The organism is Ruegeria sp. L11, from assembly GCF_056531755.1.
In genome coordinates, this window is sequence record NZ_JBQFMI010000014.1 from 63,546 (window position 1) to 78,886 (window position 15,341).

Below are 15,341 nucleotides of genomic sequence, written 5' to 3' on the forward strand. Positions count from 1 at the left end.
TCAGGTCCTCCCTCCTGCATGTGCCGTTGTTTGCTGGTCCTGAGGGTCAAGTGTCTTCCTCAGCCAGTTTTCGAGATATTTGATGGCCTGCGGATCCAGGGCATGGCCCATGTCTTCGCACAGTACGAATTCGGAATTGGCGATAAGCGCATGCGCCTGATACGAGCTTTCGGGCATCACGCAGCGGTCCTGCGCACCGGCGACGATCAGGGTTGGTGCCGTGATCGACTTTAGTTCGGGCGTCCGGTCGCCGGACCCATTGAGCGCAAGCAACTGCCGGGCATATCCCCCGGACGAGAACCCGCCCTGGATCATGTCCAGCGCCGTCGCGCGGGCGTCTTCTTTGGTCAGCGGTGTCGGATCGGACCACCAGATGAGGTCATCGGTCAACCAATCGACAAATTCGGTTTCAGATACGAACGGGCGCGCGGTGCGCTTAAAACGGTCCCATGCACCGGGCGGCGCTGGGATTTCTGCCTCGCCTGCGCTGCTGCAGATCTGTGCCAACCCGGTGACGCGCGAACCAAGCTTGGCTGCGACCAGCTGGGCGATCATGCCCCCCATGGAAAACCCAACCGCGGCAAATTGATCAACGCCCAGGGCATCGACGCAGCGCAGGACATCGTCGCGCATGTCGAACAGCGTGTAGGGGGAGCGGTGTACGGTTGGCTGCGATTCCAGCAGTCTGAAGGCTTCGGGGTCGATATCCGGCCCTGCCCGACCAGACCGCCCCATATCGCGGTTTTCGACGCAAACGACGTGAAAGTCCCGGGCCAGGCTGTCAATCAGGCCCTGGGGCCATTCCGGCAGCTGCATTCCCAGCCCGAGGATCATCACGATGCACGGCGCGGCTTTGTCGCCGTGCATCTCGACATAGATGGGGCAGTTTCCGGCGATTGTCTGTTGGATAGGCATCGCTCACCCCGCTTTGATTACAGGCCCAGATGCGCCCGGACTGCGTCCAGACCGCTGCTGCCATCCAAGGTGGTCACGCCATCAAGCCAAGCGTCCAGATACTCGGGATGCGCCTTCAGAAGCGCGGCACCAGCCTCGTTCGGGTCCATGCCATCTTCCAGGATATAGCCCATGCCTTCGCTTTCCATCGGGATGTCGAAGGTCATCTGGGTTACCAGCTTGCCGATATTCGGGCACTCTTCCAGATAGCCCTTACGCACTTGGGTATGCACGGTTGCGCCACCGAAGTTCGGGCCATAGAATTCGTCGCCACCGGTCAGGTACTCGATTTCAAACTGGGTGTTCATCGGGTGCGGCGCCCATGCCAGGAACACGATCCAGTCTTCTTTGCGCTGGTTCTTCTTGACCTGTGCCAGCATGCCCTGTTCCGAGCTTTCGACGACTTTCCAGCTGCCCAGACCGAAGGCGTCCTTGCCTACGATGTCCAGCATGATGTCGTTCGAACCGGGTTCGATCCCGTACATCTGGCTGTCGAACTTGTCGGCGTTTTCCACCAGATGTGAAAAATCGGTCACGCCCGCTTCGTAGACGTATTTCGGTACCGCAAAGGTGAATTTCGCGCCTTCCAGATTCTGGTGCACCGTCTCGATGTCGCCGGTATCGCGATAGGCCTGATAATAGGTTTCCATCGCCGGGTCCCAGTAGCCCAGGAATACATCCAGATCCTTGCCGACCATTGATTCATAGATCACTGGAATACCCAGAACATCGCTTTCCGGCGTATATCCCAAACCCTCCAGCACGGTACTCGCGACACCGGTTGTCAGGGCCAGATCGGTCCAGCCTGGCTCGGCCATACGCACAGTGTCACAATTGGCGGCGGCTTGATGGGCGCAAACGGCCAGTACGGAGGCCATGGTTGCGCTGCGGAGTGTCATTTGCATTCGTAATTCCTCCCAGTGGTCTTTATACTGACCCTATGGTCAATAAACAGACCATACGTTTAAATTGACCGCAGAGTCAACTAAATCTATTCTCGGTCAAAAAGAGGGCCCAATGGGACGTAAAAGCATTGCCGAAATTCGCCGTGAAGAATTCGCTGCCGCAGCATTCGAAGTGCTGTCCTTACACGGTATGCAAGGCACGACCTTGCAGCGTGTCGCCGAGCATACCGGCGCCTCCAAGGCCAGCGTGCTGCACTATTTTTCGAACAAACAGGCCCTCATCGAAACCGCCATGCGCCGTGCTAATGCTACGCTGCGCAAAGAGGCGGTCGCCTTCCTGTCTTTGGCAGCGACGCCCTGGGAACGCTTCTATGCAATTATCGAAGCGAATTTCTCTCCTACCACCTTCAGACCAGAGGTCGCGCATGGATGGATTGCCATGTGTGCCGAGGTTCCGCACAACCCCCAATTTCAACGCCTGCAAAACGCGATTTATCACCGCCTGCACAGCAACCTCTATTCAGCGCTGAAGGAGACCGGGGCAGAAGCGGTAAAGGCCCATGTTACCGCGCATACAGTCAGCTTGCTGATTGACGGGTTATGGATGCGCTGCGGTTTGCAGATTGGCGGGCTCAACCGGGACGAAGCAATGACTCAGATTGAAACTGTGATTGAACAAAGCTTTCCAAATGACATGGACCGAATGGCGGCCAGGGAAAAGATGTGCACCATCGCCCAGGCATTTGTGGCGAGCAAAGTCTAGATCAAAGATTGGGTAGCTTTTGCTGAGATACTGAGAATTGGATTCTTTAATCTCCTCTAGGCTTCAGTAAGACACTGTATATCGGAATTGGAAGTAGACAGCGTAAAAACCGCTTTTTTCGAGAAGTGGCAGCCTTTCAAATAAATCATGCCTAATCCTGTTTTGCGGCACACATGCAAAACAATTTCGAAACTCGCATCCGCTTCAACCTAACTTGAAGCTTGCAAGTCAGCCACCAAATGGCGCGTAGGCGAAATTATGTGAAACTTGCACCCGTCCGCATCATTGCAAATCAAACGGCGCATGTGGCCTAAACTCAGAGATACCTAATCCACACTTTTTGATCCGGGCTGAGCCCGAGTTCTTCACGGATCCCTTCAGCATCCAAATTGAAGTCTTTGGCAATTTCTTGGACCTGAACCGCCTGAAAGCTATCCAGATTCCGCACCGTCCGACCTTCTTCGAAGGTGATCAACTCGTGTGATCTGTGAACCGGCATGCAAAATTGACCCCAGTACAGGGGTCAATTTTGCATGCCGGTTCACAGGATGAGAGCCAGAACGACTGTCCCGATCAAAGTGGCAATAAGCAGATAGACGGCGGCGAGAAACAGTACGAACGGAGCCGTCCATACGATCAACCCGATACCGGCCAGAAGGCGAAACGCAGTGAACGCCCAACTCATCGGTGACCATTCGGATGTTCTGAAGCGGATGCCGGAGCCGGGGAGGGGGTATCGGAATCTGCAAAGGCTTTGCGGTCCTGGTCCCGCGCGAGGTTCCGGATCAACCGTTCCATCATTGCCGCAGCACTTGCATCACGTTCGGCCAGATCCATGAGCGCCCCGCCCAGTATCACCTTGCGCCGTGTATCCAGCTTGCGTTGTCTGGTGGCTTCCCGGTTGCGCACGGCCTGAAGGCGGGCCTTGGCCTGGGCAAACCGTTTCTCGGCGCGTTCGAGTTCTGTCTCTGCCATATCACTGCTCTTGCTTGGAAAATAATCTAAGGTTGAATCATGTATTGATAAACTCGTCCTTTGCGCGTACCCGTAGGCCTGTAAAGGACAAGGGCGCACTTATGCAAACTCTCCGCCTGTGGCTCCAAGATTTGCGTGCGATCTCTCTGGGGCAACGCCCCGGCCGATGGCCACCCCCTTCGATGCGAAGCGCATCGACATGGAAGGACGTGCTGCCCCTTCCAAACCATCCCATGCCAACCTGCGCGGTTGGATCGCGGCCGGAACGGCAGTTCCAAAATCGCGACCGCTGCCCCATGGTGGGGGCTGGTCTGTTTTCGGGGCTGCCGTTCCGGATGGCGTCGATCTGTGGGGCTGCTAGTGCCAACGGGCACACCGTCCCTGATCTCCGCCGGGTTTGCCCCAGGCAAACCGCCGATGTGTGCCGCCAATCTCCCGCCCCCCATAAGGCTAGGGATATTGGTGGAACGCATCGGCAAGCCTGCGCCTCAGTGGTTCTTGGCACCCCTTCGTCCGGGCTGTCTTTTTCCCTCCGTCCCCAGCCTCATGGGGGTCGGGCCTGCGGGAAAAAGGCTACTGGCCCGCTGGACCATGCCGGAACATGGGCCTGGGTCAGTAGCGGTGCGCATCAGCATTCTTCGCTTCACGGAGCAGGGTATGGGGCATGGCCAGCTACCACCTCTCCGTGAAGACGATCAAACGCAGCGCGGGACGGTCTTCGACCGCGGCGGCGGCGTACCGTGCGGGGGAGCGCATCGAGTGCCAACGCGAGGGGCGGATGCATGACTACACCGCCAAGCGTGGCATTGAAGAGACCTTCATTCTGACGCCCGAACATGCGCCGTCCTGGGCGCAGGATCGGGCGGCGCTCTGGAACGCTGCCGAAGAGAGCGAGACCCGCCGCAACTCCGTCACCGCCCGCGAGTGGGAGCTGGCCCTGCCGTCCGAGATCAGCGCCGAGGACCGGTCGCAGATCACCCGCCGGTTTGCCGAGGAACTTGTCAGCCGCTACGGCGTAGCGGTGGATGTGGCGATCCACGCGCCGCACCGGGAAGGGGATCAGCGCAATCACCATGCCCATGTTCTGACCACCACCCGGAAGCTGGAACCGGAGGGGTTCACGGCCAAGACCCGTGTTCTCGATTCCGCGAAGACCGGGGGCGTTGAGATCGAGCAGATGCGCGGTGTCTGGGCTGAATTGCAGAACCACGCGCTTGAACGGGTGGGGGAGGTGGAGCGCGTCGATCACCGGTCATTGGAAGCGCAGCGTGAGGAGGCTCTGAGCCAGGGCGACGCGCTGAAGGCCGAGGAGCTGGACCGTGATCCGGAGGTCAAGTTGGGACCGGTGGCCAATGCGATGGAACGCCGCGAGATGCGTGCGGCCGAGCGTGAGGGCCGCGACTATGACCCTGTCACCGAGCGGGGCAGGGCGGTTCATGCGGCCCGCCAGGTGCGGGCGCTCTTTGTCGACATGCGGGAACGTCTGGAGCTGGCGCGGGACACTTATGGGGCCGAGCGTGAGGCCGGGCAGGGGCGCGTGTCGGCCGGTCTGGCTGCGCTTCGAGCAGCAGCTAGCAGGGACCGGAGTGCAGATCGTGGCGGCGGTGATATTCGAGACCGGTTAGCGCGAATTGTTGGGCGCGAGGAACCAGAGGTCGGTGGGCTGAGTGTCGAAGAACCCTCGAACTTGCGGCACGTCAATGAGCGGCTGCGTGAAACTCTGGGCCGGTCGGAAGAGGTTGGAATGGATGAGGGCGATGAAGGCGCGGACAAATCGTTAATCCGTGATCGGCTGGAAGGCGTGTTGAACAAGCCACGTGAGACATTGGAGATCGAGGACGAGTGCGGGCAGGATAAGGATCATGACATCAATCGTGGATCGACTTATGAAATATGATATCTCAGGTCGCGGCACTCGGACCTCGAGCGCTGTGAGTTTTGTTCCCAGTTGGCTGGCCTTAGTACCTAAACCAGTTCAAAAAAATTGATTCCAAGAATTCGGGGTGGTTCTTTTAGTTTTCAATACAGATTTGGAGACCAGTGTCAGTCGACAAGGCGAAATCCGCGACCGCGCTGCCAAGGCTCAACATGTCTGACGACGGACAATGCTCCGATGCGCCGGGGTATTAACGCAGCTGCGGCGGGCCTGCATGTTTTGGGATATCCGAGGCACAGTTCCAGAAAACAAGGGTCCTTTAAGATGATTGAACTATCAGAAGATCAAAAAGATCGCCTTCACGCCGAAGAAGTCTTCCGCCAAGAAGTACGTGCTAAACTCGAAGAAAATGTTATTCAAACTGGAAAGACAAAAGTTTGGAAACAGCTGAACCAACCATTCACACTTTGGGCGATGTCTACGATAGTTGTTGGATTGGTTGGGTTTGCGTACGCGCAGTATTCAGAAAAATCTCAGGCGAGATTTGAACGAAATTCACTTATTGAACAGCTGGAAAACCAAGGTGCAATTCGCTTGGAGTTTGCCATGGAGATGTTGCAGAGAGGCATGAACGAAGAAAACTACAGTATCATCTTAAACACACTTTTGAATGATACAGATATGTTGCGAATATCGCCAGCCTTCAAGGAAAGAACTACGTTGTCAATCATTTGGGAGCTAGATCGGATAGATAGTGAAATCGACTATCAACCCTTGACCAGGACTCTGGGCGAGATCATGATCTTGGCTTCTCAGCTTGACTCCGTCGCTGCTAAGAGTGCGCGGGATGACATATTTGATGCACTGAACCAGAAAATAGAACTTCTCACCACCTACTGAGATGCGACCTTCACATACAATGCTTGCTGGTATCTCGTATCCCAAAAACGGATATCCACGTTACGCCGGTCAACCAATCCAAGGCTGATACGCCTGTAGCGTGTGTCTACGGTGATTAGGAAAAAAGAGTATGCTGGAAGTCTGGGTCAAACTTATTCGAGGCTGAACCCAGGTCTTGCCAATACTGGGAATAGCGTTGGAGCAAGTCACGGCTCCAGAGCATACTAACAAGCTTAATACTGAAGCTATACCTTGGCCATATTGATCCAGTCTGGTCTGCATATTGAGCAGAATCACATTCCTTCGCGTCCATTTCAAAAGGAATGATGACCCCAAAGCATGACCGTCCAGTAGGAGGGTGACTTTCAACTCTATTGATTGGACGATGACTTCTGGTTACCTTGTAAGTTGAAAATCAATTTAGGAACATTGAGCTATGTTACGATTTTCTGATGCCGACCAAACATTTTTCAAAACATTCATTTGTTTCGTTTCAGCTTCAGTATTAATTTTGTCCAGCACGAAAAACGTCGAAGCGGCTGATCCATTTCTGACCGCTCCGACGACACTTCTGCAAGACACGGGCTGTAAACTTAATCCTCGTCAGGTCAAAGTGCCGGAAGACTCGACAAGTCGGATTTACCCGTCAGACGAGTGTGGCACCGTCTACGTCGGGCCACCGGACGAGATAACATCGGAACTTGCCGCATCATTTACAGCAATATCCGACAATGAGTGCATTGCTCTAGGTGAGCTCTTGGAAGCGATGGATATCGTTCGATCTGAGAAGGCGAAACTCGCGAAAGGGATCGCGACCGGAGAAGTGGACGTGTCGCAAGTTGCTGAACGGAGGGCGGCTTTAGGCGTAGCGGGCGAAATTGCGGGAGAGGCGCTCGACAACGAGTACGAGGTGTTTGGCGCAAGAATTGCTGTAGCGCTTGGTCAAGACTGGGCGGGAGAGGTAAGAAAGTATCAGGAGTCCAATCCTGGCGACCAGTGGAACTTCCTGCCTTTACCAACAGCTGCAGCGCTTTTATCTTTTGAAGAAGTTGTTCCGATTGAGGAACTAGAGATTTTTGGTCTTTATGAAAATGATCGCCGCGTTCCGTATATTGACTATACAGTGAGTGGGTTAACACCCATTTCTGACGCTTCAACTCTGACTGATGAGAACGCCGTTCCCATTTTCTTCCCAACTGCGCGAGCTGTACGGAGCTCAAACCTCAACACGGTGGAGTTTGGTGGCGGGGCACTAACCGGCTCAATAACCTTAAATAAAGCGGGCTACTGTGGATATAAAAGAAACTCTGAAAATAACCCTGCGAGTTTTCTCGTACCAAGCTTGAATTGGAGCCTCGCATTGAAGACCTTTGGAAGCTATTCGGTTTCTATCAATAGAGATTACGCTCGTGTCGCGTTTGAGTCGTTAGTGAGCGAGAGACGTGGAACATATTATGCCGCCTCTCTGGCCGATAAGTTTTTTACAGAACGTAGTTCAGATACGATTCAGGTGAACATTGATGATGATCTAAGAAACTCACTCTCACAGTCTGGTGTGGAAGGTATTGAAGCTTCTTTCATTCAAACGGTCTTAATGGATATGGCGAACCAATTCCTCCAGACTGCAACGAAATCGCGCGGCAGACCGATTGAGCTACCTGAAGTCGCAGACGTAGAAAGCTACACGACCATCAAGAGGACGAGGCAGGTCTGCCGAAGAAGCGGTGGTTTCCTTGGCATTGGACGGCGCACGCGCTGCTTCGACCAAGCATATGACGTAAGAGTTCTGCAGAATACCACGCAACGGCAACAGGCCTTGGACGTTATCGTCCAATCTTTCTCAGGCAATGCTGAAACGCGTCTGCGTTCGTGGATTCTTGTTCCTTGGAACTCAAGCTTGGCAGCACAGTAGATGGTAGCGCTCTTGAATCGGTACTCCCATTTCTTCGCAGGTACTTTTGCAATGGCGATGGCAGCTGTTACGCCTGCTTCATCCCAAGACGCCACGGCATTGAAATTGAGGACTACGATCGAAGATGCGCTGTCGAGCGAAAATCTTCTTGTCGACGTCGCTTCTCGAACGAGATCGGCTGTCATACAAATGTCTGGGCCGGCATCGAGAGATGAAGAGGTCGAAAAGTGCATTGCTTTGGTGGAGATTTCCGAAGGCGACCCGGAAGCAATATTCGAAAACGCAGTTAGCCCCTTCACGTTAGAGTTCTTGCTGTCGGAGAGTAGAGATGAAGAGGGTCTAGGAAAAGAGTGGCTTTCGCTGTTACGTACTGCGCTGCCTTCTGGAAATGATGTTGTCTTTTCAATTGATGCAAACGAGACATTTCATTTCCCGGAGTTAATCCAGCTAGATACAAGCGTTGATGTGCCAAAGTTCTCTGAAAAGCTTCAATCCAGAGACGAGGCCTTCCTTCGAAATGCTCTCTCCAGTTTTTTTGATCTCAATGACGCTCAGCAGATAGCTAACTACTCGGGCACGGGGCGCTTAACATTTGTTAGTTCGGACCAGGCAACTGTTTGCGCGCATCTTTTGGCAGAGGACTATCAGGTAGAGTTTAACTTGCGTCTGCGGACATACGACCGAGTAGCGACTTCTTGGAGGCTCGATATCGGTTGCCTACGTAGGAGAATTAGCAGGATAAATGAGTTCTTTAGTAGGTCAGAGCTAGTCGATGAGTATTTGAATGATGTAGGTGGTTTCTCTTTCTTGATAGGCGTTGCGGCAACCGAGGCAGGTACCGACCAAAGCGGTTGGCTTATTGGACCATCGGGAAGTAAGAATCTCTGCTTCGCTGGCCCGGTCGGCAACACGTTGATTGATATCGATGAAGGAGTTTCGGCTTGGACGTCGATAGCAAGCGCATGGGTAGAAGTGTCGCGTACGAGTGGAACCGCTGAACTGACGCCGGAGGAGACCGAGCGCGTCATTGAAAACGCCGCAGTTCGAGAATTATCCCCGACCGGCGTGTTGTATGGTTTCAATTTTCGCATTTCTCAAGAGCAGGTCAAAGAGGACTAGTCTATGAAACTTTTGGCAGCTTCACTGATTTCCTTCACGGTGGTGGGCTATGCGCATGCCGGTCCTCCGGAACTCTTCAAGACCTGCAGCAATGCAGACCTGAGTTCATCAAATAGCTTGGTCTTGTTCGACAAGGAGTGTTCCTCAGGGTACGTGATCCCGTCAGGTGTGGGCAAACTGGCCGTTTCCGGGGCTACAATATCGGTCTCTCAGGCAACTTGTAATTCAATTGTAGAGATACTCGACGCAAGTATGGGTACCTTTGGATCTGTTGAGGAACGAGAACAGGAATCCAAAAGATTGACAAACGCGATGTCGGTGCTTGTAAGTGAGATCGACCAAAGCGAAGAAAAGCTGAGCGCTTTCGAGTTAGCCCAAACCGCATTAAATGCGTCAGTCTCCGAGCTAGCGGATCAGAAAGCAGAAAATGAGAGCCAATTTGCGACGGAATGTCCCGATGGGGCGGATACAAGCTTCGTTTGCTTGAATCTGCAGACGCAGATGACAAAAGCGGAACGAGAGCATTCTGCCGCTATCCGAAAGAGCAACGCGCTCAACAGTCTCATTGAGAGCCTTACCAAGTCAACAGCTGAAATGAGGAAGCGACTTAGCGAGATGCAAGGCACTAAAGCCCAGCTATCAAGCGCTACAATCGATCCAGCCAAGTTGGCAGAAGCTAAATCATTGCTTGCGGAGCTTCGGTCCGAAGCAGGAGCGACGATAGCTGCCACCTTGAAATCAACTGTTAACGAAGACGTTGCAGCGCTAAGTGAATTAAATTCTGGTAATGGAATCAGCTTTGTAGCGATGCCGATCATTGGTGGATCGCTTCACGCCGCCGACGCAACGGCAACCAACGACTATGAGGTGTCGGGTCGAGCGCGACTAGTGGTGCCAGGGCTAAACGTCGATGAGTCTAGTGATGCAATAAAATTCACAAATGCAGCTGCCGCGAAATTAGAATTAGACAGTGTTGCTGCCTGCAAGGCCTTTGGGTTTTCAGTTCCGTCGCCAAGTGATTTATCTGGAATTGCCAAGGCACTTTCGGCAAACATAGTCGCAAAGGCATACGTTGACTATAGTACGATCGCCACTGCTCGAATAAATGTGGAGATGGATTATAATAAGTTTTACGAGTTGGTGGTTGAAACGACCTCCAGAAACGGTTTCTTTCGCACCTCTACCTCCAAATCAATTTCTGAGACACTTGAGGCGGAAAGCATCCTAAAGGTTTCGGTAGAGAACACGCTTGGAGTTCTGACGCAAGATCAAATAGACGCCCTTGAAAGTGCGATGCGCGATAGGGTTATCCAAAGAGCTCTGAGTTTCCTAAATCCTGAGTACGTGGGTGTAGACCCTAAGCAAAACCCCGCGCCTGCAACTGCCGGCGCTCCGGTGGCAGCTGAGAACTTAAGGAAGTGTCCAAACGTGTACTGTCAAGTTGGCGCCGCAGTACTGGACGTAGCGCACAAGATTTTTGGTGGGTCCAACACTAGACAGCAATTTGTTCAGTCCTTAGGCGTTCAATCGACTGAGGTTTTCGAGTCAGGAAACCCAATCACGCTAACGGCTGACTTGGTTTTTGAGCCGGTATCCCAATGAGTTTTCCAAGCGCCATACAATCGGCGCTGTGGATAATTGTTTTGGCGTCCAATATGGCACCAGTCAGCAGTCACGCTGCTGATTTAAAGACACAGGAACCCTGCGACCTTGCTGGATTCAATCTAAGCGTAGAGAATTGCAAAGTAACTGCGGAAGCCCCTCCTGCGTCAGCAGCCGATATCTCTATTCGCGCAGAGATTCGTCCGCTCAGAAATTCCAAGTACCAGTGCGAGGCAATAAACGCGCTCTCATCACGAAAGGCTAAGATTAGACTTTCAGAAATTAGTGCTGCTTCCCTCGAACAGGCTACCGAATTCGCGCGAGTGTATCGAGCGTTGACATCAAATGAGGCTGAGCGAGCCGTTGGGCTTGCTACCATCTCCTTTCGTCAAATGGATTGTGCAAACCCGACCAACGCATTATTTCTCGTAGGTGGAGCGCAGTCTGCGACCATGAATGCTGTTCGTCTTGACTGCACTTTCAAGAAGATTCACCTCTTAATCGAAATCCAAGATGCCTGCAGTGGCTCACTGCAAATGGCTGTGTTGGCAGGCATAACGTCATTCGCAGAATTGCAATATAAACGCGTTTCATTCATGTTGGTTCAGGATATCCCTTTGACGGCGAATGACTTCGAGGTTGAGTGGTCGCAGAAAAGGGATCGGAGTTCGGATTTGAAGCAGGATATTGTTCATGCCGAATTCGATTAGTCATTTGTTTGTACTCTTGATGCTTGTTGCGCTTATTGCGCCCGCTAAAGCAAACGCGGAAAGTGAGAAGTTCTTCTCCGTCTTGGCAGCAAATGAAGGACGTATAGACTTATATGGATGTACGATAAATATTCATACGGAAAAAACAGATAGGAAATGCACATCTCAGTGTACAAGAAGGGTACAGGTATATTTGAGGGCGCGCGGAGACGAGTTCTTCTTCACAGGAACCACGGCCCTTGTAGAATCAATTGGAGAACAATCACTTTCGAAAACAATGGTGAGTCATCGATTTGAACCTAGGTTCACCGACAATATACCGGCAATTTTTGTTCAAGTGTCTACTGGGAGAGATGGGAGGCTGCTCTGGATTCGGGGGCGAGAACCTACACTCGCCATAGGATTGCAGAGGTATTTCGACTGTCGCGGAATTCGACCTCGTCTCTTACAGTTAATTAGAGAAAGATAGCTATATGTGGCGATACTGCTGGATCCTCACTCTGTTAACGCTTTTTGGATGCACACCCGCTCTCAAGCCCGAGGTGTATAGCGATGAGGCAATCATAGAGGACGTGGACGTTCGAACAGTTTCGAGAGTTTCTGCAGATAGAAGGTCTGCTTCTTTTGTTATTCTGAATCAAAGTCAGTTTGACATATTTTGTGAAGGTGTCGTATTTCGCGCCGTCGCCGACAACCCTGATACTTATCTGGAAATTGGCGAGACACAGGCGGCCGCGCTTGGTGTCTTCATCAGAGCTTCGCAAAGCGTAACGAGTAACGAAAATATATCATCCTTAAACCGAAGCACTGGAAATTGGCGATCTGCCGAAACACTTATCAGCGGCGCAAACTGCAGACGCGCGGCCTTTCTTGATTTTTGTCGCTTCGGGGAGCGCACTGAAATTGAGCGGGCGCACTTAGTGGAACTCTTTCTAAAGTTTAATGCAGGCAATTGCGAGCGTCTTTATAGGTCACTGGAAGCACGGAAGCGTCTAAATCTTCAGGACTTTAACTCGGTTTCTGTCCGTCCAGCTATTTATTTGGAGGAATTGCGTGAAGTGAAATTGCCTGCAAGGCCGGAGTCTGAAGCACTTTGGGCGTCCCTAAAGTCACTTTCACGTTCTCCATTCCTTGCACGAATTGAGTGATTATTGTCGTGAAGCTTTGTAATATGATCACTAGGCTATTAATGAGCCTGCCGCCGTTCTTAGTTGTCGGCCCCTCTTTGGCAGAGACGTACTTGTTAGCGCCTCCTAAGCATTGTTCGGTTGCTCCAGTCAGACCTCCCAGTGAACATTCGGGGAGTTTGGTTTTTTACAATCAGGAATGTGGAACCGCGTTTGTTCTCGGGCCGAGGTTGGCAATAACGAATACAAGACTGCATGATCCCTTCGAAAGCCTCCAAACCTGTAACGCGTACTTCGAGTGGCGAGAGGCTATGGAAGACGTAAGGAGTCGTCGGGCTCGCTTAGCGAGGCGTGTCCTAGATGGGAACTTCGAGGCGGACAAAATATCTGAGGAAAATGCCAAAATATCGATTGCCAAAGATCTACTGACTACTGACGAAGATTTGTATTATGGCACTCCAGGAGCAACGGTTTTCGGAGAAATTTCGCTTCTTCCCACAGCTTTGGATGATTGGCAGGCTCTGAATACGTCGTACAATCTCAACGATGGGAACTCCGTGATTCGCGAACTAGCGATATCGGTATTTGAAGAACATGCGGACGAAGAGTTAGCATCGTTTGGTGTGGTTTCTGAATTTGCGCGTCGGCCTTTGCTTTCGTATGGCGTCTCAAGAGACCTCAATAGAGGATCGACACCGGACCTCATTAGAGGATCGTACGGTAAGAATATCTATGTTTGGCGATTTGACGAGCTATCCGGAACTGAAGAGGTGTACCTGCCAATTGTGGCCCAGTTGAATGTGGCTGGAGGTTGCAATTTACAGAAATTTGAGCTGGAAAGCTTTCTCGCGACTTTCTTGGTCCCAAATTTATCCTATGTTGCTAATGCTGACGTCGGTAAATTTAGTATTAATTTGGATCAGAGTTTATTGACTGAAGTTAAGTCCTTTCTGCAGAGGATTCCAGAAGATGAATCTGAAAGCATGTTGGATGAGTTGGCGCGAATTTGGGGTAAAGCAGTTAAAAACTCAAAAGTCAAAGTAGTATCGGCAAGTGCCGAAGTGGATTCTGATAGTTTATTGGCGTGGGCTCGACTCGAGTTCAAGCGTCAGATATTCAATTGTCATTCAGTCCTTTGTTCAGAATTATTCGAGGAAAATTTCGATAGGGACAGCGCAATCTCTTTTTTGGAGAGGCAGTCCGCACGATCATCTTTTGAGATTACCAGAAATAAGATTGCAGTCTTGATGAACAACACTTTCACCTACGGAGTCAAATGAGAGAGCACAAAGGGGGGCAGGTCATCAGGAATGATCCGGTCTTCGATCCGCGGCTTGACCTCACTACTTTCGCGATCAAAATCAATGAATTACAGCCCATATTAACAATAGGGGAAATTTCCAATGTCTCAAAACGACGGAATGATAAACCGCCGGAGTTTTGTAGCCAGTACAGCTACTCTTGCACTTTGCCCATTTCGCTTGTTGGCGCAAGACACCAACGTAACCTGTAGCGCAATCGATCAGATGATCATTACTGCGGCTGATGCCAAACAAGGTGCCGGCGGTTGGGCCATCACAACAGCTCCAGGCCGGGCTCAAGATCTCTTGGCAGAGATTGCCAAGCTTGAGAAGACCTATGCTGATACATCCGTTCTGGCCGATCGCGCGCAGCTCAATGCCTATCTTGCGACACTGAATGCGTTGATAGCAATCGGTTTCACCTTTGCCGCCGGCGGCATCGCAACGGGTCCTCTCTTAGTCGCGTCAGTGACGACGGCGGGCGTCTTTATGGTGGCCGACGCACTAACGGCCGTTCAGGCACCTGAAGCGATGGAAGTAGCTACTGACGTGGGTATCAATCGTGTCGGCGTGGTACTCAGTGCGGCTGGGGACGACGCCTATGCTCTAAGCACTGAGGCCGCGACTCTTTCACAGGGTGCGGCAAAGATTGTAGGTTCCGTTGGCATCGTTCTCGCTGCGTACACAGCTCGAAAAAAGCTGGACACGGCGACTGCGCTTGCCGACGAGGAGGAAGCGCTTAAGGCCGAGCTCGACAACCTCAAGCAGTTGGCGCAGGACATGCAAGACAAAGATTTTGCCGGAGAAGTCCGCGAAAGGTGCATGGAAGCGTTAGAAAGCGGGTTAATTGTTGCTCGAACGATGCAGAACCCGCAGTGCCTGAACTGAAGCAATTTCGCTCGGAAACGAGTGGTAGTTGTGCCGCGATTCTCAGGCGGTCGATTGTGAGCGACACCTGAAGCGCGACTCCTGTTGGGTGTCAGGGTAGGGGCGTCATTGCATTTCCTCCAGTATCTTTTCCCGAAACACCTCTGCTGGCGTCTTCCACCCCAGACATTTTCTGGGCGTCGCGTTGAGGCGGTCACAGATCATTTTCAGTTCATGATCTGAGCAACTCCCCAATGTTTGGACAGATTTCGGTGTAATTTAAGCTACTTTTTGCTCCTGCTGATCGGTTTGGATTTCTTCTTTTCTCAG

The 15,341-nt window shown here is 52.1% G+C and carries 15 protein-coding genes and 1 pseudogene; 11 read left to right on the forward strand and 5 right to left on the reverse strand.

Annotated elements, in window-relative coordinates; genetic code table 11:
- Both ACR0CE_RS16975 and choX read right to left on the reverse strand, forming a co-directional pair.
- Positions 1–915, reverse strand: coding sequence for an alpha/beta fold hydrolase (locus ACR0CE_RS16975; protein ID WP_480535151.1), 915 nt, complete (start codon positions 913–915; stop codon positions 1–3).
- 17 nt (positions 916–932) lie between these two features.
- A complete protein-coding gene (choX, locus tag ACR0CE_RS16980; RefSeq protein ID WP_480535150.1) occupies positions 933–1,859 on the reverse strand; it encodes a choline ABC transporter substrate-binding protein in 927 nt (308 codons plus the stop codon).
- Between the two features lie 112 nt (positions 1,860–1,971).
- On the opposite strand from choX, the gene betI reads away from it, so the two are divergent.
- Complete coding sequence (betI, locus tag ACR0CE_RS16985) at positions 1,972–2,622, forward strand: transcriptional regulator BetI (RefSeq protein WP_480833273.1); 651 nt, start codon at positions 1,972–1,974, stop codon at positions 2,620–2,622.
- A gap of 541 nt (positions 2,623–3,163) precedes the next feature.
- Here betI and ACR0CE_RS16990 read toward each other — a convergent pair.
- Both ACR0CE_RS16990 and ACR0CE_RS16995 read right to left on the reverse strand, forming a co-directional pair.
- Positions 3,164–3,307, reverse strand: coding sequence for a hypothetical protein (locus ACR0CE_RS16990; RefSeq protein ID WP_480833274.1), 144 nt, complete (start codon positions 3,305–3,307; stop codon positions 3,164–3,166).
- Positions 3,304–3,597, reverse strand: a complete 294-nt coding sequence (locus ACR0CE_RS16995; protein WP_480833275.1) for a mobilization protein — start codon at positions 3,595–3,597, stop codon at positions 3,304–3,306. Before ACR0CE_RS16995 ends, ACR0CE_RS16990 begins: the two co-directional genes overlap by 4 nt.
- 166 nt (positions 3,598–3,763) lie before the next feature.
- On the opposite strand from ACR0CE_RS16995, the gene ACR0CE_RS17000 reads away from it, so the two are divergent.
- The 10 genes from ACR0CE_RS17000 to ACR0CE_RS17045 all read left to right on the forward strand — a co-directional run bounded on the left by ACR0CE_RS17000 (position 3,764) and on the right by ACR0CE_RS17045 (position 15,032).
- Positions 3,764–3,958, forward strand: coding sequence for a hypothetical protein (locus ACR0CE_RS17000; protein WP_480833276.1), 195 nt, complete (start codon positions 3,764–3,766; stop codon positions 3,956–3,958).
- A gap of 303 nt (positions 3,959–4,261) precedes the next feature.
- On the forward strand, positions 4,262–5,494 hold the full coding sequence (gene mobQ / locus ACR0CE_RS17005; RefSeq protein WP_480833277.1) for a MobQ family relaxase: 1,233 nt from the start codon (positions 4,262–4,264) through the stop codon (positions 5,492–5,494).
- Positions 5,495–5,797: 303 nt separating this feature from the next.
- The gene (locus ACR0CE_RS17010; RefSeq protein ID WP_480833278.1) at positions 5,798–6,373 is read left to right on the forward strand and encodes a hypothetical protein; all 576 of its coding nucleotides are present in this window, start codon (positions 5,798–5,800) and stop codon (positions 6,371–6,373) included.
- A 436-nt stretch (positions 6,374–6,809) separates the two neighbouring features.
- Positions 6,810–8,285 carry a hypothetical protein gene (locus tag ACR0CE_RS17015; protein ID WP_480833279.1) on the forward strand — a complete coding sequence of 492 codons (1,476 nt, stop codon included), beginning with the start codon at positions 6,810–6,812 and terminating at the stop codon, positions 8,283–8,285.
- A gap of 57 nt (positions 8,286–8,342) precedes the next feature.
- Positions 8,343–9,404, forward strand: a complete 1,062-nt coding sequence (locus tag ACR0CE_RS17020) for a hypothetical protein (RefSeq protein ID WP_480833280.1) — start codon at positions 8,343–8,345, stop codon at positions 9,402–9,404.
- Between the two features lie 3 nt (positions 9,405–9,407).
- Entirely contained in the window at positions 9,408–11,006 is a 1,599-nt protein-coding gene (locus ACR0CE_RS17025; RefSeq protein ID WP_480833281.1) for a hypothetical protein, read from the forward strand.
- Positions 11,003–11,716, forward strand: a complete 714-nt coding sequence (locus tag ACR0CE_RS17030) for a hypothetical protein (RefSeq protein WP_480833282.1) — start codon at positions 11,003–11,005, stop codon at positions 11,714–11,716. The genes ACR0CE_RS17025 and ACR0CE_RS17030 overlap by 4 nt, the downstream gene beginning before the upstream one ends.
- 542 nt (positions 11,717–12,258) lie before the next feature.
- A complete protein-coding gene (locus tag ACR0CE_RS17035; RefSeq protein WP_480833283.1) occupies positions 12,259–12,864 on the forward strand; it encodes a hypothetical protein in 606 nt (201 codons plus the stop codon).
- Between the two features lie 290 nt (positions 12,865–13,154).
- A complete protein-coding gene (locus tag ACR0CE_RS17040) occupies positions 13,155–14,123 on the forward strand; it encodes a hypothetical protein (protein ID WP_480833284.1) in 969 nt (322 codons plus the stop codon).
- A 123-nt stretch (positions 14,124–14,246) separates the two neighbouring features.
- Positions 14,247–15,032, forward strand: coding sequence for a hypothetical protein (locus tag ACR0CE_RS17045; protein ID WP_480833285.1), 786 nt, complete (start codon positions 14,247–14,249; stop codon positions 15,030–15,032).
- Between the two features lie 105 nt (positions 15,033–15,137).
- Here ACR0CE_RS17045 and ACR0CE_RS17050 read toward each other — a convergent pair.
- Positions 15,138–15,242 (reverse strand): annotated as a pseudogene (locus tag ACR0CE_RS17050) (IS30 family transposase); the annotation flags it as partial.
- Positions 15,243–15,341: the final 99 nt, after the last annotated feature.

What these genes read in the sequence shown, in the direction of transcription:
- ACR0CE_RS16975 (WP_480535151.1), bottom strand. Translation starts at nt 915, where the DNA reads ATGCCTATCCAACAGACAATCGCCGGAAACTGCCCCATCTATGTCGAG.
- choX (WP_480535150.1), bottom strand. Translation starts at nt 1,859, where the DNA reads ATGCAAATGACACTCCGCAGCGCAACCATGGCCTCCGTACTGGCCGTT.
- betI (WP_480833273.1), top strand. Translation starts at nt 1,972, where the DNA reads ATGGGACGTAAAAGCATTGCCGAAATTCGCCGTGAAGAATTCGCTGCC.
- ACR0CE_RS16990 (WP_480833274.1), bottom strand. Translation starts at nt 3,307, where the DNA reads ATGAGTTGGGCGTTCACTGCGTTTCGCCTTCTGGCCGGTATCGGGTTG.
- ACR0CE_RS16995 (WP_480833275.1), bottom strand. Translation starts at nt 3,597, where the DNA reads ATGGCAGAGACAGAACTCGAACGCGCCGAGAAACGGTTTGCCCAGGCC.
- ACR0CE_RS17000 (WP_480833276.1), top strand. Translation starts at nt 3,764, where the DNA reads ATGGCCACCCCCTTCGATGCGAAGCGCATCGACATGGAAGGACGTGCT.
- mobQ (WP_480833277.1), top strand. Translation starts at nt 4,262, where the DNA reads ATGGCCAGCTACCACCTCTCCGTGAAGACGATCAAACGCAGCGCGGGA.
- ACR0CE_RS17010 (WP_480833278.1), top strand. Translation starts at nt 5,798, where the DNA reads ATGATTGAACTATCAGAAGATCAAAAAGATCGCCTTCACGCCGAAGAA.
- ACR0CE_RS17015 (WP_480833279.1), top strand. Translation starts at nt 6,810, where the DNA reads ATGTTACGATTTTCTGATGCCGACCAAACATTTTTCAAAACATTCATT.
- ACR0CE_RS17020 (WP_480833280.1), top strand. Translation starts at nt 8,343, where the DNA reads ATGGCAGCTGTTACGCCTGCTTCATCCCAAGACGCCACGGCATTGAAA.
- ACR0CE_RS17025 (WP_480833281.1), top strand. Translation starts at nt 9,408, where the DNA reads ATGAAACTTTTGGCAGCTTCACTGATTTCCTTCACGGTGGTGGGCTAT.
- ACR0CE_RS17030 (WP_480833282.1), top strand. Translation starts at nt 11,003, where the DNA reads ATGAGTTTTCCAAGCGCCATACAATCGGCGCTGTGGATAATTGTTTTG.
- ACR0CE_RS17040 (WP_480833284.1), top strand. Translation starts at nt 13,155, where the DNA reads ATGGAAGACGTAAGGAGTCGTCGGGCTCGCTTAGCGAGGCGTGTCCTA.
- ACR0CE_RS17045 (WP_480833285.1), top strand. Translation starts at nt 14,247, where the DNA reads ATGTCTCAAAACGACGGAATGATAAACCGCCGGAGTTTTGTAGCCAGT.